This is a genomic window from Flavobacterium sp. JP2137, from assembly GCF_050562195.1.
In the GTDB taxonomy this organism is placed as follows: domain Bacteria; phylum Bacteroidota; class Bacteroidia; order Flavobacteriales; family Flavobacteriaceae; genus Flavobacterium.
Genome location: NZ_CP191647.1, coordinates 1,873,945 through 1,895,809, shown reverse-complemented (window position 1 = coordinate 1,895,809; position 21,865 = coordinate 1,873,945). Strand labels below are relative to the sequence as shown.

Sequence of the window (21,865 nt, the reverse complement as noted above, 5' to 3'; positions counted from 1 at the left end):
CTAAAATGAAATATAAAAACACCAAAGAAGTAACGATGATGATTTGGGAAACAAATCCATCTAAAAGAAAACAAGGAAATCTTGAAGTAAAGGTAAACGTACGCAAAGAACATAATTTATCACCCGGGGATGAAATATGTACTAACCTAAATGACAAGGAGAGTGTTTGGATTGTAAAAGAAATATTAAATACCAAACCATCTAGCTTGTCGGGATATAACTATGTTGTATGTATTTGTGATTGGAAACTTCGTAGTCTATAAAATATGAACCAAAATAAAGAAACACAACCGAACTTGATTATCATCAAGAAAGGCGAACTATACTACAATGGCCCTGATAATCATTTCTACAATCAACTAGCCAACGCAACTTATTGCAAAAACACAACTCAAGCGCTTGCAATTATTCAATCGAGAAAATTAATTGGCGCAGTACCTGTTAAAATTACAGAACATGACTATACTTACGCAAAAGCAAATGCAATAGTGAAAATCATTTTGCTTTCAGAGACCTTGGCAAAGTACTTAAACGAAGTCGGTTCTAACCTACCAACTAAATCGCAAGTAAATAAGCTTGCTGCTAAGCAAATGAAATTGACATCACAACAATTGATGTTGATCAACCCCGATTTTAATCACTTTTTGAAAGTTCGTGAAGATGATACTTTCGACGTATTAGGACATTTCGAAGGATTTATCCAAGAGTTGTCGCAAGTTGAACTGTACGATACTCCGAACTTAACGGGTATTCTTCAAGCTTATAAAAAAGACCCTAAATCAATTATTGGAATTTGTAAAAAGATTTTAAAATGAAAATATTAGAATTATTTGCAGGAAGCCGGTCTATTGGATTAGAAGCCGAACGTCAAGGTCATGAGGTTTTTAGTTGTGATTGGGAAAATTACCCGGGCATAAATTGGGTTGGAGACATTGAAAATTTAAAACCTGAAGATATTCCATTTATCCCAGATGCTATTTGGGCATCGCCAGATTGTACAACATACACTATTGCCGCCATTTCTAAACATAGAAATGGTACTGAACCAAAAAGTGATTACGCTATCAAATGTGATCGAGTAAATCAACATTTTATTTCGCTGATTAAACATTTTCTTGAACTGAATCCAAACCTTGTTTTCTTCATTGAAAACCCGCGCGGAATGATGCGGAAAATGCCATTTATGCAGGAATTTAAAAGGCATACGGTGTGGTACTGTACTTATGGTGATGACAGAGCAAAGCCTACCGACATATGGACAAATTCAATCGATTGGATTCCTAGACCACAGTGTAAGAATGGTAACCGAGATTGCCATCATCAACCTGCACCAAGAGGAAGCCGAACAGGTACGCAAGGACGAAAAGGGAGTTACGACAGAAGTAAAATACCTGCCCAATTGTGTAAAGAAATACTCGAATCTTTAAAAAAGTAACTCGTGAAACAAAAAATATTAGATACAATTTCAGATTTGTGCATGGACTTTCTCTATTACGATAGAAAAAACTGTGAAGAGTTGTCAATTGAGCAAATGAATGAAGCTGTGAAAAATGGAGAAATCACCATCGATGAAATGGTTGAAAACTTCCGAGAGCACTTAGAAGGAACTTTTAATAACCAAGAAAATGAATAGAGAAATATTATTTAAAGGGAAGAAAGTTGATAATGAAGACTGGGCTTATGGTTATGTGTCAAAAACTAGAAGACTTGAGAAACATAAAGTCACAAATAGAAAAGAAGAACTTGTTTATCACATCACAGATTGGGTAGACAACATGATTGTAGAGCAAGTAATATCAGAAACCATCGGGCAGTTATGGATTCCTTCGATAGGTATTAGATTGTTTGGAGGGGATTTAATTGAGGCTTATTGCGCTGTAAATGGGTCTGGTAAAAAAACAAGAAAATGTAAAGTTATAGAAACTGATAAAGGGCACAGTATTGTTGTTTGGCACAAAAAAGCATGGTGGGCTTATTCGTACATAGATTTCACGTCAATAGAAGCAATCGGAAATATTCACGACACCCCTAAAACTTAAACTATGAACCTATCAGACAAAATAAAGCAAACCGCCACGTTTAAATCACTTGATAACGTACAGCAGAAAATATACGGTAGTTCCAAAATGAGGAGTCAATTCGAGCATCACTTGCGAATGATCTCATTTATCGGATCTGACGAATGGGAGAAAATCGAGCATCCCAATGGAGTGGTAAAAGGAATTATAAAAGAAATCGAAGATGAAAAAAATTAATTGGCAGTCACAGCACTGCGGAATCATTCACGGAGAGTATTCGGACATCATTGAATATATGCCCGACTTAAAAGAACCACTATCTACTTTCCCCGAAAATCCAAATGATTTTATTTGGGATGTGAAAGTACATATGCTAATGCCTAACCAATACCCATGTATTCCAAATTGGCACAGAGATATGATTCCTCGCGATGAAAATCTAAAAGAAGATGAAACTTTAATCGACGACACAAAACCGATGTATCTATGGCTTTCAAATTCTCCATTAACGATTTTCAAAACTAAGGATGGACAAGAATTTGAAATTATTCCAGAACAATGGCACCGATTTACTCAAAGAGATTGGCACAAAGGGCAGATGGCAACAGACTTTTGTTGGAGAGGTTTAATACGAGCTTGTCATAAGGATTTAGGGATTAATTCAACTACTGTAAATAATCCCTTCAGTAATAGGAATCCGCTGCGAAGACATACCCAAGTTTATTTGGATGCATCAAACTTTAAATGGTAAAATATAATCCTGACGAGTGGAACTTTCCAAAAAACACTAAAGCATGTTACTATGCAGTTCATAAAAACACTCATGAAAAAGTATTAATACCAATGTGTTGGGGAACAGTCCATAGTTTCGATTTGGACGACTGTTATTGTGATACTAAAAAAGAACCTACAAAAGCAGAATTAAAAAATACGATTCAGATTCTTAAAGAAAGAATCGAAGAACTTGAAGAAAATAAAACCGTATGACAAAGCAAAAAAAATTCTTAAAAGAGTTACAAGAACTGTGTGGTAAATACGACACTAATATCATAGCTCCGCCTACTAAAAAGGGAAAATTCAAACCATTTAAGGTATTCACAGGCGACACAGAACCGGAGTCCGAAAAATCGATAGAAATATGCTATATCGGAAAAAACACATTATACTAATAATTAAAGAAACAGGACTATGAAAAAGTATATTATAAACAACATAATCCCCTTACTTATCGGGTATTGTGTAGCTACTACTTTGCAAAACGTTTACAACTTAGTAGAGGCGATTATTTTAAAAATAGTTTTAATTATTAACAATTAGGCCTATGAAAACAAACACGACTGCCAAGAGGATAATTCTCGAGGAAATAAAAGAAAATACGCATCCTGAAAATGTTGAGGATGTGATTTTTTGGGCTTTGGAGCATTATTCCAAAAGCGAACCGGCGGGAACATGGGGCCGCGTAATTGCACACGCCATCAAAGAAAGGATTCTAAGCGAAGAATCAAAAGAAGAAAATAACCAAAAACAAGATAAAACTTACCACTTTTAGTAAGTGGATTAGATTATGGCAATAGATAAACAAGAAGCGTATTCGCTTGAATGCGATGGGTGTAAAAATGGTTTTGAAAATAATAGCGGTTTTACAATATTTACAGATGAACAATATATGTTAGAAGATGCTTATAATTCCGATTGGATGGAAAAAGACGGAAAACATTATTGCGACAATTGTTATGAGATAAATGATGACGATGAAGTGATTATTAACAATCCTAAAATAACTATGGAACCATGATAAAAGTCCAAGACAACTACCTACCCAACCCTTTATTTCAAAAACTTCAAGAATACTGCTATCAAAATAACTTCGAAAGAGTTCAAGCAGGCGAGAAAGAATTTGAAATTTTAAAAGTTCCGCCAGAGATACTTCCTTATTTGGAAATTGAAGGCTACGAAATGAATTTAAGCTTTATAAGACGAGCGCATAAAGATTTCGATACAGATTGGCGCATCCATGCCGATAACATCATAAACGGCAAAAAAACGCTATTAGCGAGTGTGCTTTACATCAATAAAGCCGAAGGAGTTTCAGAAAACGGAACTGCAATGTGGATTCATGAAAAATACGGAACTCATTTACCTGACGATGCATCCAACGAGGAATTTGACCGGCTGCTTTTAGAAGACAGTAACGACCTTAGAAGATGGGAGAAATGTGACTACATAAAAAGTGTCCCAAACCGATTACTCACCTATTCCGCTACTATCTTTCATAGCAAATACCCTAATGCAATTGAACAAGGCGAACGAATCGTTTTGGTTGCTTTTTATTGTTAAAAACAAAATTATAAAACCCTTTAAATTTTAAGTATATGATCAATCTATTCAACACGCACATCGAAACATTGTCAATTCACAAAGTCGGAAACAAAAGCCGTAACGAAAAAATGTTTCTTTCTGAAGAGTCATTAAAGCTAAATGACGAAATCACGCCGCTAATAAAAGAGTTCTTTTTTAAACCATTTCGAGAAAAAGAAGAAACCTATTTTCAATTTGCTCACGATGTTGATATCGAGTTCAACGAAATGTTTAATCTGTCCAAGTCAATTTTTGAAAGACCTGATAAACTACATGAGGTATCAAAGAAAATCACTACTCACCTATTTGAACAATCAAATCATCCGCATATTAAAATCGGAGAAGTATATGTGGCCTACCTAACCAATGTTTCAATCGACAACATTGTAGTAGATGCAATTGGAATCTTCAAAAGTGAAATCAAAAACGATTACTTCGAGATTAACGAAAACGAAAGCCGATTAGAGTTGCAGCTTAAACAAGGGATTTCTCTTGATAAATTAGACAAAGGTTGCATCATCTTCAATTACAAAAAAGAAGACGGCTATAAGGTTCTAAGCATCGATTCCAATCGTTACGATGCGCGTTATTGGTTAGAACACTTCTTATCGGTTGATGCTTTCCAAGATGAAAACTTCTTTACCAAAAAGTACTTGAAATTTTGTCAAGATTTTGCAAAAGACGTCGTACTACCGGCCGAAGATAAAAAAGAAGAGGTAATGTTTATGAACCGCTCCGTAAACTACTTTGCTAAAAATGATGACTTCGAGGAAAGCAGCTTCTTAAATGAAGTAATCGACAACCCTGATTTGATTTCGGAGTTCAAAAACTACAAGGTAGATAAAGGAGAAAAATACTCGATTGAAGACGTGAGCAATTTTGCGATATCAAATTCGGCTGTAACCGATGCTCGAAAGAAATTCAAAAACGTGATTAACCTGGACACGAATATTACAATCAAACTTGATTTTATCAATCCGGAAAGCGCTGAAAAATTCATTGAGAAAGGTTGGGATGAGGAAAAGCAGATGTATTACTACCTAGTATATTTTAACAAAGAGAATAAGTAATTATCGAATTTAAAGGAACAAGCAACATGAAAACAAAACAAGAAGTTATTAGAGAAGCTTGGGGACTTTTATTTGACGAATTACCCATTAGTGCTAAACATATAGCTATTAGGAATGATGGTTTTATATCTCAATATTTTAAAAGCAGATTTGATAATTCAGGCATTGAATTTGAGAATACATATAGCTATGGAAATGAATTTAGACCAAAATCACTACAAGGAATTGAAAATAACGAGGGGTGGATTTCTATTAAATCGGAGGAAGATTTACCTAAAGAAACAGGTTGTTACCACGTTATAAATAAAAAAGGCAGGTATTTCAGGAAAAACTATTTATTACACATGAAAAATAATAAAGAAAATTGGAGAAATATCACACACTATCAACCAATCACAAAACCTAATCTGCCATTGCATGAGTAGAGAAGCAATATTAAACTAAATATTTTAACCAAAAACCTCGCGATGTAAAGGCAAATCGCTAATCTATATTATGACTAAAGTTGATACACTTTTAGAAATGGCTAACGCAGCCAAAATCGAGGAACAAAAATTTGAAAAGGGAAATAAATCAAGCGGTACCCGTTTGAGAAAATTTCTCCTTGAAATTGGAAAACTAACCAAGGAAATCCGAAAGGAAGTTTCAGAAAAAAAGAACGCATAAAACAAAAAGCCCGTAATGGGCTTTTGTTGTTTTTAAGAATTTACCGATTTTAAACAAAAATCACAACTGACTGAAATATAACAATATAGCTTTTTTGGTAAAATATGGAATTCGAAAAAATGAAACCGAAATTTCAGTAAAATTTAAGAAAAACACATTAAAAACAAAATAAACAAACATAATAAACAAAAATATAGCTTTTTAATACTGATAATATAAAGCAACTTTAAAACAGGGGCTTTTGGCCAAAAACCCTTGATACATACTTAATGAGGAAATTCATTAAAATCGTCGAGTTAACGCATAAGATGTGTGACGAGATGTCTTTAGCTATGAAAAATCTAAAGTATGTATTAAGTTGTTTAATCATCAAAATTTACTTGTATAGCGAGTGGTATTTTGTGATAGAACTTACAATTGCTGTTTTTATTTTTAGAAGTGAAATTGCAATTTTTGAGCTGTTGTTTTTCAAATATCTTGAATACGCATTAAAAAGCAAACAATCTTAATTTTAAAAAGCCCCTATTTCGGGGCTTTTTTAGTTTCATTAATCAGTTGACGATACTCAAACATCGCTTCTGAGTTTATCGCTTTGTATTGAAACATTTGTTTTTTTAGTTTCAAATCATCGTTTGAAAGCTTCTCAGAATTGTTTAAATCGGAGCCAAACAACTCAACCATCAATAAGGCTTTGTGTTTTGCATTGTTCGCGTACTTAATTTCAAATACAGCGGAGTTTACATTTTTGTTTTTGATTTGATCGCTAACCCGAGTTCTTGCACGTTTCTTGTCATAAGCGCTCATGTCCTTAGTGATTTCATTTAATTTTATATTCACTTCGGTTCGAGTTATATTTCCATCCAAATGATTCTTTACAACTGCTTTTATTTCATTTTTAAATTTGACGTTTTCAATTTCAATTTTTTCGAGTTCTTTTTTAATTTCTTCGTTTTGTCCTATTCTACGATTGAACTCGCTGGTTTCTTTAACGGCACGATTAAAGGACGATTTAAGCATGTCTTTTTTAAACTTGTCCATTATGACCTTTGAGTCTTTATCGGACATCATAGCGTCCATTCCACCGTAAAGCATACCAATATAAGGCGAAGTACTGGGAGTTGTCACAATACTTTCAACAGCTGCTTTCATTCTTACTGGAGACCATCCTTGTTGCTCTCCAATTTTTTTGTAAAAATCCTCAACTGATGCGTTTTCGAATCCTTCTGCCGGAACAGGAACTTTTCCTCTTAAAATAGATAAGTCTTGTTCTCGGAAAAAATCATAACCTGTGGCATAACTCAAAGCGCCTTTAATAAGTGGATTTCTGGTGATATTATCTGTTATTCCAAATTCAACAGGGCTAATGTTTTTCTCTAATGCAAATCCGATATCTCCTATTGTATTACTTCTTGATTTATCTCCTGCGGATGCCTTCATGTAATCTCTCATGATATTTTCAGTCAAGGAAAAAAATGGTGTCAACTGTTGGGCCTTGGCTATTCTAAAATATTGAAATTCTCCTTTATCATTTCGGTTACCATTAAAGACGATGAAATAATTAATTCGGTCATACTTCGAAACACCTTTAATCGCTTTATTGTAAAGCTCTGAGCTAGTCATATCCTTTTCATCTTCACTCCCGGTTCCTGATAATAACGCTAAACTAATTCCAATCGGAACAGACGACATAATTGCTGCAGCTTGAGTAACTCGCAAAGTAGTTTCAATTGGGCGATCTCTAAAATTATCAAACATTACTCTTGTTCCTTGAGTAGCGGCATTCAAATACGGAATAAAAGCATCGATATCTTTTGTTATTGCCCCGCCTTGGTTGAAATCCATGGTATTTCTAGCAGATGATACGGCATTCGTATAGATGTCTTCCAACTGATTTTTGTCTGTAACTTCTTCAATTTTTTTTAACCCCAATTCTTTGAGTTGATTTTTAATTGAGCGATTGAATACAGCCATTCTAAAGCCTACTTCTGAATACATCTGTAAACTTTGGAGTGTAGCTACGCTAAAAGCTTTTTTAGTTCTTTCCTTGGTCTTATTGTCAATCTTATCCAAAACTTTTTGCATGGACGAAGTACCTTTAAATCTTCCTTGTTCCATTAAAAAATCCATCATTCCGCCATACTTGATAAAGTTTTTGAAATTATCAGTTTCCTTTCTGATATCGCGAATACCTTGTGAAGCATCGCCTGTCAGTTGAACAAAATTTTTAAGCAAATTCGGCCCATATTCTTCTGAAAAAGTAGAGATAAAAAGAAAATCTCTAGGAGTATTTGTAATAAAGAAAGTTGGATTATTCCCAGTTGCAATAGCTTTTACTAACCCTACACCGGAACTCATGGCAACCTTTTCTTTAATATCAGGAGTTTTGAAAATTCTTGCCATGGAATCAAAATACTGCTCATGAAACTTATCCTCCATGAGAATATTATTCTTCACCCCATTTACATAATAGTAAGCGTTAGAAAAACCTATAGGAGTTTTCTTTGTCTTATAAATCGGATTACCTGACTCTGTAAAACCAATTATAGGGTTGTGTTTTACTCGTTTTTGTAATTCCTCAAAATACTTAATCGTATCGCGTTCTTTCTTTGTTAGATTAGATTTGGATTTTAATTGCTCTACTTCAACGGCTTGTTTTTTCATAAATTCAACAAGCTTACTATTTGTACGATTTAAAGCAATCGTTTTTGCGCGCATATTGATAGCTCGGGAAAGCAAGTATTGTGAATCATTGACTAGAGCGGTATCTAGACCTCTTTCTAATTTCTGTATTTGTTCTTTTCCAAGTCCTCCAGTGTTCCCATTATCCAAATGGGCTGTTTCGGTTTCTGCATTTTGCATGAACTCTAAAAACTGTCTCGGTTGGTAATCAATATCAAAGAATCGGTCCCGGCTTTCTTTTGAAATTATTCCGGCCTCGTGCATCTGGTCCAATAAATCGCGAAAAGTATCAAAATAAGCATCGGAACGTTTGACTAAATCGTTGAATTTATCATCACCGTAACTCTTTCTAAGACCATTTAAATATGCTTTAGCAACATTATCGTTAATATAATCCTGATGAACAACTGTTGGCAAATTCTCTTTCCGACGGTTCTCGTCTATTGCGACAAAGCGTTTCAACTGAATTATCTTGTCAAGTAATTTTATATCCGGAGACGAAAGTCCCTTGTATATTTTGGAATATGCTTCGTCATACATTTGTTTGGCGTATGCCGTTGCTCCTTTACTTGCTACAATGTAGTTTCGTACTAGCCTTCCTCCAGCTTTATTAAGGATGAATTTTGGTAAGAACTGACGATCAAAGAACTTTGCTATGAAAGTAGAAAAAGCTTTATCCAAACTAAATTTAGGATTCATTAGCGCATCTGCTTCTTTATCAGCCTTGTCAAAAGACTCGTCGACAATCTTTTTAGCATCCTCTTCCGTAACTGCTTTTTGTCTTTCTAAATAATCCTTGACCATCATCTTTTCCATACGGTCAGAATACTGTTTTAAAATATCCTTTTCCGAAACACCGTTTTTTAAATGCTCGTCAACTTCTTTTTCTAAAGAGGTGCGAGATTTCTCACTTGCATTGCGTTCGTATGGTTTATTGAGGTAGTCGATGAAGTTTTTATCAAGGTCTAATTTTTCTGCAGACGATAAGTTTTTGTACCATTCTGTTTGCTTAACGGCATTTAGTCCGGCTGAAATAATATCCGCAACAGTACTCGCGGTTTGCGCTGCTAATTTCATCGCCATTAATCCTTGTCGTGCTACAACCAAAGGTAAGTTCATTCCAAGGGTATCTTTTCCAAACTCATCAATATCCGAGATAAGTTTGTCTATACCTTCAATAAAATCATTGATTTTTAAATCATGGGAAAGGTTGACTTTGGTATCTTTAGTTGATGACTTATGTTCCTTGTTTTCGGAAATCATATTGTCAATGACATAGATGATTCCTTCTTCACTCTTTAATACATTTCTTGGGTGTAAGTCAGAAACAGTATATTGCCCGTTGGTAAATGAAGTGTCGGTAATTTTATTGAAACCCAATGATTCCATAAAAGTAGCGATTACCGATTTCTCGACGTGTTCTGCTTGACTTACAAAAGGCTGTTTAATTACTACCTCAACGTATGGCGCACGATTGGCCCCACTGTCAAATCCAGAAAAACCAACTAATTCATAACTTGTTTCAGGGAATAATTTATTATGATTTTCAATGTAATCTAAAAGGTTGGAAACTAAAAACTGAGAATTGAATAAATTGTTGCTTTTATAAACCCAACGTTCTTCTGCGTTTAAAACAACCGTATTTTCGTTTCCGCTTCCAAAGGCTTTTCCTAGTGAATAGATATCATCAATCCATAAATTATTCTCCTTTGCGTAGTCAAAAACAACTCTTTTCTCAAGATCTGATAGATCGTGAGCATTCATCTCTAAAGATTCTCCTTCTGGTTGATTTTCTGCAAACTCTCTCTTTGCTTCTTCAATTCTTCCTCTAATATTATCGGCGATTGATTTTCTGCTAGATTCTTCATTGCTGCTTCCGAATTCGCTTTGTGAGCTTCTGTCAGGTATTCCGGTTTCTCCGCCGCGTTTCTCGCTTGAGCTTTGGCTATTGTCTCGTCTACTCTCTTCTTGAACTCCGGATCTACTTCCATTCTCTGTAGTATCTGCAACTTCGCTAACGATCGTTCTGCTGATGTCATCGGCCTGCGTGGAGTTTCTTCTTTCTTGCTCATAATATTGATCGTTTTCGGTTTGTAAATTTACAAAATCTTCTTCATTCATCACATCAAATAAAGAAGCATATTCATCATAAAACTTTTGTTTAGTTGCCTTTTGTTCAAAAGCTTGATTTAAAATTTCATTTGTTGCAGGTAATCCCGTAATTTCCGTGAACGCAGTTTTCAAGGCCGTTAAATCTTCTTTCATGTTTCTGTCTAAGAAATCCTTTTTACCTCGAGGATTTTCCACAATAAAATCAACTATATCTTGTTCAGTAACCTCAACGCCTGAAATTTCAGAAATCTCTTGAGCAAGGGAATCCAATGGACGGCCTTCTCCCTTTTTGCCGAAATACTGCATTGCAATACTTTGAGTGATATAGTTGGCATCCCCATTTTCCACAAAGCTTTCACGGGAAACAGCACCAATATTTTCGGCAATCATTCTTTGTTTGTAATCTAATTCAGAACGGTATTCCTCGCGACTGGTCAAAGCAATAGCCTCCGCTATTTGGCTAGCATTTTGGGAGGTTTCGGCAATATGTTTGTTGACCGTAACTCCTTCTTCTATGTTTGATGTATCAGACTCTTGTCCTTCTGTAAAATCAAGGGATTTAGCATATTCTTTTTGCAATGCTCGTATCGTCGGACGGCTAGGTGTTTTACCTTTTTCATCTTTAAAAGTGAGCTCATTATTTTCATAAGAAACGGAATAAGGTTTTCCGTTTGCAGATGTTTTCACCTCTTTTACTTTTGGTTCTCTAATTGGCTGCGAGTTACCGGTTTCTTGTACTTCTTCTCGAATAACACTTTCTCCTTCTTGGTTTTCAAGTGTATTACTGACTTCTTCCACGTTAATAGCTCCAGTTCGAACATCCTCATTAACAACAGTATTTTCGGCTTGTGCATTTTCATTTTCAACAATATTCGAGAGAGGTACATCTTTGTCCTTCTCTGCTTTTTGCTCCTGGTGAATTTTCAGAGCTCTGGCTGAAATCTCTTCGTCTTTCAAGTCAACCCCTTTCGTACCTTCAGGATCTTTCTCTGCCATTAATTCGCGACTAGCTTGGTCTTTTAGCTTAATTACTTCTTCTGGCTTTAAAAGGTTCAATTTTGCATTTACGTCGCCATTTAGCAATCCCTTACGCTGAGACTCAGCAGCATCAAATTCATCTTTAAGGTTATTGGCCAATTGCTTTTTAATTTCATCCGAAAGGTTTTCTTCATTTTGAATCTCGCGAACTTTTTGTTTGATATTCGCTTGAGTTCTTTCGATTCTTCTTATCTCATCAAACTCCGCTTGCGACATATTCTCAATGGTTTTTGTTTGTTTTACAAGTAATTCATTGAGTTTTGTTTTTGCAGTTGAAATTTGGTCTTCGACAATTATTCGAACAGAAGGAGCGGTAGAATTTTGATCGAGCGTTTTTTCAAACTCTAAAATCTGAGCATTTGCTTTTTGGATTTTATTATCTAGCGAAAATGGTTTAATGGCACTCGAAACAATATGAGAAGCGCTCGGAATTAACAATCCCATAATTGCACCTGCAGAAGCTGCATCTTTCACATTATCAAAAACACCCACATCTTTACCTAGAACAAACTTATCCATCACGTTCTGCATTACTTCTGTTGCAGATTCGTCTAATCCTTCATAAACACCACCTTTCGCTACTTCTCCGGTAGCTCCAACTGCACTTTTCCAAAAACCTTTAGCAATCATTGTCCTCTCTGGGCTAGTTGCACTTTTTATAATTCGACTTGCATTCATCAAAAGCATTCTGTCAACCATAGCCGAAGCCGTTTCAGTCGCTCCAAATCCCAAAGGAACAAGTGCTTTTTCTAGATAACTGTAATTAGATCCTTGAGTTTCTTCTTCCGAACGCATTTCATCATACTTGGTACCCGTTGCAGAAACGCCTAAAGCGCCAACTCCTCCAGCTCCAGTTGCAACCATTGCATAAATAGGAATTTGACTTGCTACTGCGGTATTCCAAAACCACTGACCAAAGTCGGCAACGTCATTAATTTCATCTACTGATATAGGTTTTGCAATACCGGCCCGAACATCTTTACTAACCCCTTTTATAGCTTCTTGTAAAATTCTAGATTGAACTGGTGAACCAGTTCCGGCTGTTTCTCCAATCCAATCAGTCGCTCCGATTAAACCTGCTGTCAAATCAAGTCCTGTTGCTCCTGCATTGTTAGTAAAATTTTTAAACCAAGAATAGTCCCTTTTGAAAACGTCTATATTTTCAGAAGCTTGTCCGAGTTCTTTTGTATTTGACACATAATCTTGATGTGTACTAATCGCTTCTTTTACTACTGAATTATATCTGTTTTGCAATTCTTCAAACTCTTGTTTTTTTTCAGGACCAATAGGATTGCTTTTAGATTCCTCGACAACCTCCTTAACTCTAGCCTGAAGATTTTCAATTTCGCCACGCAAAAGATTTTGTTTCTCCAGGTTTAATTTGTCTTTTTCTTTAAGAGAGTTGTAATTGAAAGTCTGAAACGTAGTTAGCTTATCTTTATGAGTTGGTCCCCCTATTTCCGATTGGGTGTTTTGCAAATCTTTCAGTAAAGCCCTTGTCTGAGTATCTTCCTGCGACTTTAAATTTTTGTTTATTTTTAAAGTACGTGCTTGAGCAATTCTTTCCTCATCAGTTACAATAGGCAATGGTTTATTTTCTTTCTTTGCTTGGATTTGTTGCTTTTTAATCAATCCATCAACCTCTTTTAATTCGTCGGCCAGTGGGTTAGTGTCCATCTTAAACTTGTCAACTACCTTTTCTCTTTCAGAAACCGGTAAAACGCCTGCAGCGGCATCTATTAAAAGGTTAAATCCTTTCTTGCCATACGTTTTTAAATTATTGACAAAACCCGATTGATTTATTTCATCGTCAACGCCTTGTACTATTTCTTGTTTTTTGTCGTCGGAAATAGTTTTTGATTGTTGAAATTCATCGAATAGACGGGAGTATTCGGGATTGTATTTTTTAAGTTTCTCGTTGTTCCAAGCCATCGATCCTTCTGTAGCTACTTGTGAAGTTGTTACTGAAGCTGATGGTTTTGGAACGGTATTTTCAGTTATTGTTTTTGTAATTTTTTCAATCGGATTCAGCGACGAAGCCGAAGAACTTCTTTCCAATGGAAAAGCCGACTTTTGACTTTGTGAAGTAGATTGCGCACTGTCTTTTTTTTTTAATGGTTTAATGCCAAATTTCTTAATCGCTTCATCAACTTTGTCTCCGTATTTAGATTCTAAGTCATCCCTCGAATAAGTTTGTCCTTTAAATGTAAATTGAGGTTCAGCACTTGAAGTAATTTCTTTAAAGCCAAATTTGGTTATAGCTTCTTGTGTTTTATCTCCATACTTTGCTTGTAACGCTTCGTGAGAATACTCTTGTCCTTTGTAGGTATATTTCTTATCGTCCATTATAGATCAGGTAGGTCATTTAAATTGGGTAAATTATCGGTTTTGCTATTTTGCTTAAAACCTGCTCTTTCTTTCATTTCAGAAACTGAAATTCCAAGTTGAGCTGCAATTCTGGATTCTGTCTCTTTTGATACGGTAATTACTTTTTTTGCTTTATCAGTAACTACAGTTTTCATTTCTCCATCATCTCCAAATACATTCGAAGTCTTCTTGCCGTCGAGATAAGATACATCAACCATCAACTTGCCGTCTTTAGAGTAAGTGTAGTTGTCAATTGTTGCATCAGTAATTGTCGAGTCTTTTGTGCTAATAGCCGGTATTTTTACTTTTCCTGAAACAGGAACACTTTTAGAATTGTTACCTATTTTTTCAATGTTAGTTTTTCCCCATGTATTAACTGAAGGATCAACCGCTTCTCCTGTAGAAGCTTTATCTTTTGATTTTTCAGCCGAATCTCTTGCGTCCTTAGATTTATCAAAATTCAATCTCTCTCTAGAAATAGATGCGCTATGATTGACATCTTTTTTAGAAGACTGATCCTTACTCATTACTATCCGTTCTGTAATATCTTTTTCAATTGCTTTTATGGCGTCTTCTGGAGGTTTAGTATAATCATACCCCAATTCTCTTAGCCTAGATTTTGCAAAGGGTGTTACCTCACCATCGCTTCCATAAATTAGCGAGTTTGCCATCGCTTGAGCATTTTTAATAGGAACTCCCTTAGTTGTTGTAGTGGTATATCCGTTTACATCTTGGTTTTCCACTGTGCCCATTGCTTTGGCTGCATCCGAAACTACTTTATCGTAATTCAATTTTGGCTGAAAATCCCAAACACCTAAACCCTGTTGAAGATTATCCCACGGCATTAGATCAATCTTTCCATCACTATCATTGTCCCTAAAACCAACAAGCGGAAAACCGTTTTCGTCTAAACCCCCTAAATAAGATTCAAAACCACTCAATACTTTTTTCTCAAAATCAGGATTTTTAAAAAAACCACCACCATCAATTCCCTTCTTATAATCGTCAATTAATTTTGTGAAATTTCCTGTTGCGGTTGTTAAGTTTGACGATAAATTATCAAGGTTGGAGTTTTCAATTTCTAGCTTTACACGTTCAGAATCTGAAATATTACCGTTACGCAGAGCATTATATATCTCTCCTTTACGGTTAACAGCTTGCATTATAATTTTCCCTTGAAATTCATTTAATGAGCCTGAGCCAGTATCCGTGTTTTTAGGCAAATTGCTTAAAAGCCGTTCACGTAATTTTTCGTCACGTGCAAGCAATTTATCTTTTCTATGCTGTTCTAGTTGTTCTTGCTGTTGTTTTTCTTGTCGAACGCGATAATTAGCATGGTCTTGTTGATTTACCCAATCTGATATAGACGGCTGTCCTGACCGTTCTGTTCCGTAAACATTATTTGAATTTGCCATATCTACAGATTATAGTTATTACCATACATTTGTTTTTCGGTAAATAAATCATTTACTCTAGGCAAAGAAAACCGGTTGAAAGGATTGTAAGTATTAGGAACTTGTTGCTCAGTATTTGTGGTTACTGAATTTGAACTAACTGAATCTCCCGCTCCAATAGTCCTTCCCATTGAAGCCAACCCACTCATTCCCCCCATAATTCCATTCCATTTCATATCCTCTCCAGCTTGAACTTGAGAAGAAAGGGCATTGATGTTTTGGTTATCACGATCTTCTCGAATATCCCTAATTCTCGTTTCATCGCCAGCAATTGCATATTCGCGCTTCGTTACTTGATCATCCAAATCTTTTTGAATTTGCCTATTTACCGCATTGGTTTCCATCTGCAATTTTGGAAGCGTTGCACCGATTCCTCGAGCTCCACTACCTTGAACGGCTTCTACTATATTTGCTGAATTTCTAGAAGATTCTTCTCGCAAAATATCGGAACCAATTGTACTGATTTGAATATCTTCGAAAGCATTATCTAAAGCTTGACGCTCATAGTTGTTTAACTCTGTATTTGCTTTCTTTTTCTTTTCTTGTCCTTCGTAAATTGAGTAACCTGCTGCTGCAACGCCCAGGGCAACACTTGTGATAGCGGCCATAACATGATTTTAAATATTTCTATCTCAAAGGTAATAAAAATACACATCGTTTTACATATCGGATATATAAATAATATCAAAAAGAAATTATCATTTCAACTGTATTTGAGGAACCTACAGAAAATCCTTCTGCTTTAAAGTGCTTTATGAGATTTGGATTTTTTAGACTTGTATAAATGACTTTATAGCCTTTACTTTTAATTACTGAACCTAACTCTCGAATAAGTAGTTTAATTGCTTCTTGGCGATTCTTGTCCTTGTATTCAGGGTTTGAAACGATAAATTCAATCCATGCAATTTTGGAATTAGTGAAATAAATAAATCCCGCACAAATATCGATTCCGTCTTTATGAATCATTAATCCACAAGTTCCGTTTTCTGGCAGAAACTCTCTTCCTGGTACAGGAAATCTAAAGTACTTCCACCATTCAATTAAACTTTCATAATCAGTATCTTGCAATCTTCTAGCTTTAAACATAAGATTTTACGACATTAGAATTAATAGCAAATAATTCAACTTGCTTATTTTCGTTATTACTTAATTGTACTGAGGCAAAGTAGCCGCGGATTTCTCCTCCATCTATTCTAGAACTCTTCTTTGATAATGCTAGCTTCCCAATATTATCAACTGAAACACTGTTATCAAGAATTATTGAAGTATTATCTTTGTTTATTATTACACCTATAAATTCTGGTGCATCTCCATTCATCAAATAAAGCTTATCTCCAATATTAACCGAATCAGAAACCAAATCGAAACCAACTTGATTGTCATCAATTGATTTTACAATACCCATTCCTTGAACGGCACCATTAAAATCATCTTCATTTTCATTCCCCCTAAGATGTGTAAAAAACCTACTTTCACGTTTATTAAATTCTTCTTGTTTTAAAGTAGTATCGGTTAGGTTTGTTTTTAATGAAACCTCCCAAGGAGAATCGCCCTCGATAACGAATGTTTTAAAAATCTTGTCTTCATTCGCAGCATCATTAAATACAGTTACTATTTTTGAAGGAAATCGGATTCCATAGAATGTATTCATAACTGGATTTTCTTTGTCGTTATGTTCCCAAATCTCACCTTTTTTTGCAGTAATAAATACATTTCCTACTCTAAACATCATTTCTGGATAGTAAGTAAAAAATGTAGCCCAGCCATTCTCTTTCTCTCTAAATGCGATAGTTTTCATAGTTACGTTGTTTGAGTATGTATATAGTCTGAAAAAGCCCCATATGTTACTGTTCTGATTCTAAAATCATAAAATACTTGTGGATCGAGCTCATTAAAATAATGAATATAACCGACTTGGTTTTCATTAATAACATCTCGAAATACAGGAACAGACCATTGGTTGTCGCTTCGCTTTTTAAATGATATTTCATGTCCTTTTATATTACATTGAGAGCTAGACCCAGCCCAAGATACCCTTACAGTATTTTCCGTTTCTTCGTCCCATAATGCCGTAGCATGTTGAGGAGGACTAACCGTGCCATATTTATCACGATAATCCCAAATGAGATATAAAATTTGACTATTATTTGTTCGCGTAAAATTGAAAGAAGCATGATGAATAATATTAAAACCGTCTGACGGATTTGTAGTAGCTATTAATAGTGTCGCGTTACTCATTAGTGCTTCAAAATCATCTTGATTATACAAAATATCAGAAACTAAATAACCTAAGCGATTGCAGGTCCGTGAGAAGTTGGCAAAACTTGATTGGCTTTCTAAAACCTCCATTCTCACAATAGAATTACGTTCTGGAAACTTACCGATTCCCTCAATACCTGTTTCTACTTCAAAATGTGAAACAGGAAAACTATCAACAAGATAATTATTAGCATAAAACGGACTATTGTCCCATTTGATTCTATTAGTCATTACCTTTCCTTGGTCACTAATATCAGTCAAAACAATATTGACTATTTTCATTTCACGGCCAATTGGGCATTCATTACCTATCTGAAATGAAATAAATTCTGATACTGGGATAACCGCTGCATTTATTACTTGTTCTGCAGCATTAACGTCTATGCTAATTCTTCCTGGTCCTGAAACATTTTGATGAGTAAAATTCTTTCCTTGGTAATTAGCTTCTATTGTAGCAATCCCCTCTGAAATATCATAGTTAATTCCAGTAGTTCCCGAAATCTGATTTAAATGAAAATCAGCTGTAAAAGGTTGAGTATTCCTAAAAATATTGACAATAGAACTACATTCAAGAATAGGTGTTTCCCTTTCGTTATCTCCAATAGTAAGTTGATAAAGTTGATTGTAAGGGTCGTACCCGCCTATTATTTTTGCATTAGAATTTTTTGTCAACTCTTCTCTAAAAAAACCTTCCATTCCATAGGTAATTGGGGAAATGCCATTATTGGATAGTCTCCAAACCAAACCGCGTTTTGTATCAACTCCATAAACTCTGTTTCCATGAGTTGCAAATGATTCTGGATGACTTAACCCGTATTCACCTGCATAAGGAATGTATTCTCCCAAAACATAAGGAACCTTAGCTACATTTGCGGTCCCGTCAGCATTGTACATAGCGTCTTTACCAAAAAGTACCTGCCCTATTTTATCTAATTGACATACTAAAAGGTTTCCCTCTCTTCCAAGCAAATGAGAGATACTGCCATTGTTTTTGTCAAGCTCCTTCCAATTTAATTTAGCAAGATTAAAACTATTTAGCCCGTTCATCCCCGCACTTTCAACGTAGGGGTCTGAATAAGTCACGTCTGAATATCGCGTTACCTCTCCATATTCATCAATTGACGTTGTTGTCGGTCTCAAATCGATGCCTAAGAAATTCTTATTAAAACGATCTTTTATTTTATAGCTTTCAATTCCATTACCAAAATTGAAACAATTATAGAAACTGTCTAATAATACTTCTGCAGGAGTATTATTAGACTGATTCGAAATATTACCATGATGGAGGCTATTTGTAATTTTAAATGTTTCCTCTGTCTCGTAAAATATAGCAGTATCAGCCATCTTTTTAGGCTCGGTTTCAAAAACATATAGCCCAGAAGTGGCAGTTCGTATAATCAATTTAAAGTCAACATGTCCCGACCCGCCGGATTTTCCCGACTTCGTCCCTTTAATTGTTAAAAATTCTTTTCCATCAATGGTTTCCCAGTAAATTCTGCCGGCATAGTTATCGTGTTCTTGGTTATCCGCAACTACATTTCCCCATAAAGCAGTCTGATTTATAACATGTTGATTGACCCATTGCTTTAAAGAAGCATAGTGAGTTTGAGTTACAAAAGTTTTTTCAAGTGTATTATATCGCCAACCGCGATCAGGATGCCAATTGGAATCAATAAATAACGAAATTGTAGAACCGATAGGTATATCATAATTCGAATTTAAATCGATATGTAAATAGGGATAATTACCTGAACCTTTTCTAGAAGCGTGTCCTTGATAAGAATAGTTTTTATAATTCTGGGAACCCATAGTAAAACCGTTAGGTTTTATTTTCATGTACATTCCTTCTTGTTCAATTAAATCAGTTCCAGAATTATCTTTATTCCCCGTTATAAAATCACGTGGTTGAGATTTTATTTCTAAAACAGTAATTTTAATTATATTTAAAATGGGCCTATTACCTATAGATTTTATGATAATAATATCACCATCTTTAACTTTGTCTTTGTTACTTCCTTCCAATTTACACCAAGTGTATACATCTTCATTGTAAAATATATTTATAAAAATATTCTCATAGCTTAATGGGGCTGATTTTACCGCAAACTTGTAATACCTGGCCCATGATGGAGCTTTGTTATTTACACGAATCATTAACTTTGATTGCTTGTCAACATCAGATTGAGCAACAAATGCGGTGTTATTTAATGAAGTTAAAGCCGTAGAGCTCCTTTTAAATTCATCCTGGTATATAATTGAGACCTCATAGTCCCTATTGGTTTTTAATGAGTTGGAATCATTTACTAAACGGCTACTAACACTAGATGGTTCAATGAATTCAAAATTAAAAGGCAATATATTGTTTGAATTACCCGGATCTTGAATTCTGCCCCAAGTCAAGGCACATATCAATTCCCCTGCGTTGGACATTATTGTATACAATTTAGGGTATTCCACGACTACCCATCCCTGGTGGTTAGGGAAAAGCAAATTGTCTTGTATCTTTTGATTTATCACATTTATAAATTCTTGGAAATCTGTCTGATAATACAAATCAAATGAGGTAGACACTGCTGAATTTATAACGAATTCAGCACTATCAGAAAAAGCAACTAAACCACTTTCCCTTTCTTTTATTTCTAAGAAAAATGAAATTATAGAGCCTTCAACAAGAGTCTGACCTCGTGTGCCGTGTATGTATAGCGCACCATTATTAGATAACGTATAATCCAAAAGATTAACAATATCCAAGCTTTTCTTAAGTAAAGAAACTTCAAAGTCTATATTAATCTTGCGATCAAAATTATTTTTATCAATTAAATCATAGCCCTCTGTATAATTTCCAATTACAAGACGGTTACCGATTGTAGTTAATGCCTTGGCTCGTCTTGGCACATTGTCATACTGTTTTAAAAATTCATTTTCCGGAAGCACGATATAAACCTTGTTGTTTGAATAATTAACGAACTTCTCTTGGTCAATTCCCCATCCTTGCTTTTTTTTATTAAAGCTTTCAATTATATAAACAGTATTAGAATTGGATTCTTTAGCTACTACTTGAATTTCGGTGACTCTTTTATCTCCGGTATTTATTCCTATAGAAATAGCACTAAACTGGTTAACCATAGATAAATTATCTAATGTTTCATAATCCATTTTAAAAGCCGAAGGGTAAAACTTGTAGCTTGTAAAGGAGCTAAGAGCCGAATAATCCCCATCCAAATATTTATAACGATAAGCAAAAGACATGAACTTTTCTTCAATGTTATTGCTTAATCCAGATATATATGAAAACTTTGTTCTTGGAGCTGCGGCAGGGGGTTTTTTAATTAGATAAATATCTTCTTTTTCAAAACCATTTGGCCCATATCTTTTAGCTCGCTCAATATTAATACAGCAAACTTCCATGCTATTGTCGGTCCAAATAAACATGTCTTTTTTAATATCTTCCGAAATTATTTTGCACATGCCGGAAATTATACTACCCTTATTCAAAGCCAAAACACGACTTCTAATTGGGCGAGTATCTTCTAACAAAAAACTTATAATTTTAGTATCTAAGGAATATTCAATTAAATAGGTTCCTCGGCTTGACCAAACAAACCAGTAAATCTTACGTTTTGTTTCATCAGAATAGCCAGCCAATGTAACAGCATCGGACCCTAAATTAAGATTTGTAAGCTTTTTATTGGATAGTGCTTTTTCAATTGCGCCTACATCTGACCCCTCAGACGTATTCACAATTATGTTTTCTGCACTTCGGAAATACCCATTTGGAAGCAAACGTTCGTCAACATCCTGATTCATTATTCCTTTCTCAAATGTTCTTCTGATATCTGGCATA

General features: G+C 35.0%; 21 protein-coding genes. 15 read left to right on the top strand and 6 right to left on the bottom strand.

The window, feature by feature from the left end; all coding sequences use genetic code 11:
• Nucleotides 1–5: 5 nt before the first annotated feature.
• The 15 genes from ACQZ43_RS08200 (at nucleotide 6) to ACQZ43_RS08130 (ending at nucleotide 6,112) form a co-directional block, all read left to right on the top strand.
• Nucleotides 6–263, top strand: coding sequence for a hypothetical protein (locus ACQZ43_RS08200; protein WP_430611542.1), 258 nt, complete (start codon nucleotides 6–8; stop codon nucleotides 261–263).
• Between the two features lie 3 nt (nucleotides 264–266).
• Entirely contained in the window at nucleotides 267–815 is a 549-nt protein-coding gene (locus tag ACQZ43_RS08195) for a hypothetical protein (protein WP_430611540.1), read from the top strand.
• Nucleotides 812–1,435, top strand: coding sequence for a hypothetical protein (locus tag ACQZ43_RS08190; protein WP_430611538.1), 624 nt, complete (start codon nucleotides 812–814; stop codon nucleotides 1,433–1,435). The genes ACQZ43_RS08195 and ACQZ43_RS08190 overlap by 4 nt, the downstream gene beginning before the upstream one ends.
• A 3-nt stretch (nucleotides 1,436–1,438) precedes the next feature.
• Complete coding sequence (locus ACQZ43_RS08185) at nucleotides 1,439–1,633, top strand: hypothetical protein (protein WP_430611536.1); 195 nt, start codon at nucleotides 1,439–1,441, stop codon at nucleotides 1,631–1,633.
• Nucleotides 1,626–2,039 (top strand): hypothetical protein, encoded by a 414-nt coding sequence (locus ACQZ43_RS08180; RefSeq protein ID WP_430611534.1) that lies wholly within the window; start codon nucleotides 1,626–1,628, stop codon nucleotides 2,037–2,039. Before ACQZ43_RS08185 ends, ACQZ43_RS08180 begins: the two co-directional genes overlap by 8 nt.
• 3 nt (nucleotides 2,040–2,042) lie before the next feature.
• Nucleotides 2,043–2,255: a hypothetical protein gene (locus ACQZ43_RS08175; protein WP_430611532.1), complete on the top strand. Its 213-nt coding sequence runs from the start codon at nucleotides 2,043–2,045 to the stop codon at nucleotides 2,253–2,255.
• The gene (locus tag ACQZ43_RS08170) at nucleotides 2,242–2,769 is read left to right on the top strand and encodes a hypothetical protein (protein ID WP_430611530.1); all 528 of its coding nucleotides are present in this window, start codon (nucleotides 2,242–2,244) and stop codon (nucleotides 2,767–2,769) included. The genes ACQZ43_RS08175 and ACQZ43_RS08170 overlap by 14 nt, the downstream gene beginning before the upstream one ends.
• On the top strand, nucleotides 2,763–3,005 hold the full coding sequence (locus tag ACQZ43_RS08165) for a hypothetical protein (protein WP_430611527.1): 243 nt from the start codon (nucleotides 2,763–2,765) through the stop codon (nucleotides 3,003–3,005). The genes ACQZ43_RS08170 and ACQZ43_RS08165 overlap by 7 nt, the downstream gene beginning before the upstream one ends.
• Nucleotides 3,002–3,187 carry a hypothetical protein gene (locus ACQZ43_RS08160; protein ID WP_430611525.1) on the top strand — a complete coding sequence of 62 codons (186 nt, stop codon included), beginning with the start codon at nucleotides 3,002–3,004 and terminating at the stop codon, nucleotides 3,185–3,187. The genes ACQZ43_RS08165 and ACQZ43_RS08160 overlap by 4 nt, the downstream gene beginning before the upstream one ends.
• A gap of 152 nt (nucleotides 3,188–3,339) precedes the next feature.
• Nucleotides 3,340–3,567: a hypothetical protein gene (locus ACQZ43_RS08155; protein ID WP_430611523.1), complete on the top strand. Its 228-nt coding sequence runs from the start codon at nucleotides 3,340–3,342 to the stop codon at nucleotides 3,565–3,567.
• A 15-nt stretch (nucleotides 3,568–3,582) separates the two neighbouring features.
• Entirely contained in the window at nucleotides 3,583–3,813 is a 231-nt protein-coding gene (locus ACQZ43_RS08150) for a hypothetical protein (RefSeq protein WP_430611521.1), read from the top strand.
• Nucleotides 3,810–4,355 carry a hypothetical protein gene (locus ACQZ43_RS08145; protein WP_430611519.1) on the top strand — a complete coding sequence of 182 codons (546 nt, stop codon included), beginning with the start codon at nucleotides 3,810–3,812 and terminating at the stop codon, nucleotides 4,353–4,355. Before ACQZ43_RS08150 ends, ACQZ43_RS08145 begins: the two co-directional genes overlap by 4 nt.
• Before the next feature lie 35 nt (nucleotides 4,356–4,390).
• Nucleotides 4,391–5,446 carry a nucleoid-associated protein gene (locus tag ACQZ43_RS08140; protein WP_430611517.1) on the top strand — a complete coding sequence of 352 codons (1,056 nt, stop codon included), beginning with the start codon at nucleotides 4,391–4,393 and terminating at the stop codon, nucleotides 5,444–5,446.
• 26 nt (nucleotides 5,447–5,472) lie between these two features.
• On the top strand, nucleotides 5,473–5,871 hold the full coding sequence (locus ACQZ43_RS08135; protein ID WP_430611514.1) for a hypothetical protein: 399 nt from the start codon (nucleotides 5,473–5,475) through the stop codon (nucleotides 5,869–5,871).
• A gap of 70 nt (nucleotides 5,872–5,941) precedes the next feature.
• Nucleotides 5,942–6,112: a hypothetical protein gene (locus ACQZ43_RS08130; RefSeq protein ID WP_430611512.1), complete on the top strand. Its 171-nt coding sequence runs from the start codon at nucleotides 5,942–5,944 to the stop codon at nucleotides 6,110–6,112.
• Between the two features lie 522 nt (nucleotides 6,113–6,634).
• On the opposite strand, the gene ACQZ43_RS08125 is transcribed toward ACQZ43_RS08130, so the two are convergent.
• From ACQZ43_RS08125 to ACQZ43_RS08100, 6 genes are all read right to left on the bottom strand, one after another.
• Complete coding sequence (locus ACQZ43_RS08125) at nucleotides 6,635–14,287, bottom strand: hypothetical protein (protein WP_430611510.1); 7,653 nt, start codon at nucleotides 14,285–14,287, stop codon at nucleotides 6,635–6,637.
• Nucleotides 14,287–15,723, bottom strand: a complete 1,437-nt coding sequence (locus tag ACQZ43_RS08120; RefSeq protein WP_430611508.1) for a hypothetical protein — start codon at nucleotides 15,721–15,723, stop codon at nucleotides 14,287–14,289. Before ACQZ43_RS08120 ends, ACQZ43_RS08125 begins: the two co-directional genes overlap by 1 nt.
• A gap of 2 nt (nucleotides 15,724–15,725) precedes the next feature.
• On the bottom strand, nucleotides 15,726–16,370 hold the full coding sequence (locus tag ACQZ43_RS08115; RefSeq protein WP_430611506.1) for a hypothetical protein: 645 nt from the start codon (nucleotides 16,368–16,370) through the stop codon (nucleotides 15,726–15,728).
• 76 nt (nucleotides 16,371–16,446) lie between these two features.
• Nucleotides 16,447–16,848, bottom strand: coding sequence for a hypothetical protein (locus ACQZ43_RS08110; protein WP_430611504.1), 402 nt, complete (start codon nucleotides 16,846–16,848; stop codon nucleotides 16,447–16,449).
• Entirely contained in the window at nucleotides 16,841–17,560 is a 720-nt protein-coding gene (locus ACQZ43_RS08105) for a hypothetical protein (protein WP_430611502.1), read from the bottom strand. Before ACQZ43_RS08105 ends, ACQZ43_RS08110 begins: the two co-directional genes overlap by 8 nt.
• A 2-nt stretch (nucleotides 17,561–17,562) precedes the next feature.
• Nucleotides 17,563–21,864 (bottom strand): fibronectin type III domain-containing protein, encoded by a 4,302-nt coding sequence (locus tag ACQZ43_RS08100; RefSeq protein WP_430611500.1) that lies wholly within the window; start codon nucleotides 21,862–21,864, stop codon nucleotides 17,563–17,565.
• Between the last annotated feature and the right edge of the window lies 1 nt (nucleotide 21,865).

Coding starts and splice junctions, on each gene's coding strand:
- ACQZ43_RS08200 (WP_430611542.1), top strand. CDS start 6: ATGAAATATAAAAACACCAAAGAAGTAACGATGATGATTTGGGAAACA.
- ACQZ43_RS08195 (WP_430611540.1), top strand. CDS start 267: ATGAACCAAAATAAAGAAACACAACCGAACTTGATTATCATCAAGAAA.
- ACQZ43_RS08190 (WP_430611538.1), top strand. CDS start 812: ATGAAAATATTAGAATTATTTGCAGGAAGCCGGTCTATTGGATTAGAA.
- ACQZ43_RS08180 (WP_430611534.1), top strand. CDS start 1,626: ATGAATAGAGAAATATTATTTAAAGGGAAGAAAGTTGATAATGAAGAC.
- ACQZ43_RS08175 (WP_430611532.1), top strand. CDS start 2,043: ATGAACCTATCAGACAAAATAAAGCAAACCGCCACGTTTAAATCACTT.
- ACQZ43_RS08170 (WP_430611530.1), top strand. CDS start 2,242: ATGAAAAAAATTAATTGGCAGTCACAGCACTGCGGAATCATTCACGGA.
- ACQZ43_RS08165 (WP_430611527.1), top strand. CDS start 2,763: ATGGTAAAATATAATCCTGACGAGTGGAACTTTCCAAAAAACACTAAA.
- ACQZ43_RS08160 (WP_430611525.1), top strand. CDS start 3,002: ATGACAAAGCAAAAAAAATTCTTAAAAGAGTTACAAGAACTGTGTGGT.
- ACQZ43_RS08155 (WP_430611523.1), top strand. CDS start 3,340: ATGAAAACAAACACGACTGCCAAGAGGATAATTCTCGAGGAAATAAAA.
- ACQZ43_RS08150 (WP_430611521.1), top strand. CDS start 3,583: ATGGCAATAGATAAACAAGAAGCGTATTCGCTTGAATGCGATGGGTGT.
- ACQZ43_RS08145 (WP_430611519.1), top strand. CDS start 3,810: ATGATAAAAGTCCAAGACAACTACCTACCCAACCCTTTATTTCAAAAA.
- ACQZ43_RS08140 (WP_430611517.1), top strand. CDS start 4,391: ATGATCAATCTATTCAACACGCACATCGAAACATTGTCAATTCACAAA.
- ACQZ43_RS08135 (WP_430611514.1), top strand. CDS start 5,473: ATGAAAACAAAACAAGAAGTTATTAGAGAAGCTTGGGGACTTTTATTT.
- ACQZ43_RS08130 (WP_430611512.1), top strand. CDS start 5,942: ATGACTAAAGTTGATACACTTTTAGAAATGGCTAACGCAGCCAAAATC.
- ACQZ43_RS08125 (WP_430611510.1), bottom strand. CDS start 14,287: ATGGACGATAAGAAATATACCTACAAAGGACAAGAGTATTCTCACGAA.
- ACQZ43_RS08120 (WP_430611508.1), bottom strand. CDS start 15,723: ATGGCAAATTCAAATAATGTTTACGGAACAGAACGGTCAGGACAGCCG.
- ACQZ43_RS08115 (WP_430611506.1), bottom strand. CDS start 16,370: ATGGCCGCTATCACAAGTGTTGCCCTGGGCGTTGCAGCAGCAGGTTAC.
- ACQZ43_RS08110 (WP_430611504.1), bottom strand. CDS start 16,848: ATGTTTAAAGCTAGAAGATTGCAAGATACTGATTATGAAAGTTTAATT.
- ACQZ43_RS08105 (WP_430611502.1), bottom strand. CDS start 17,560: ATGAAAACTATCGCATTTAGAGAGAAAGAGAATGGCTGGGCTACATTT.
- ACQZ43_RS08100 (WP_430611500.1), bottom strand. CDS start 21,864: ATGCCAGATATCAGAAGAACATTTGAGAAAGGAATAATGAATCAGGAT.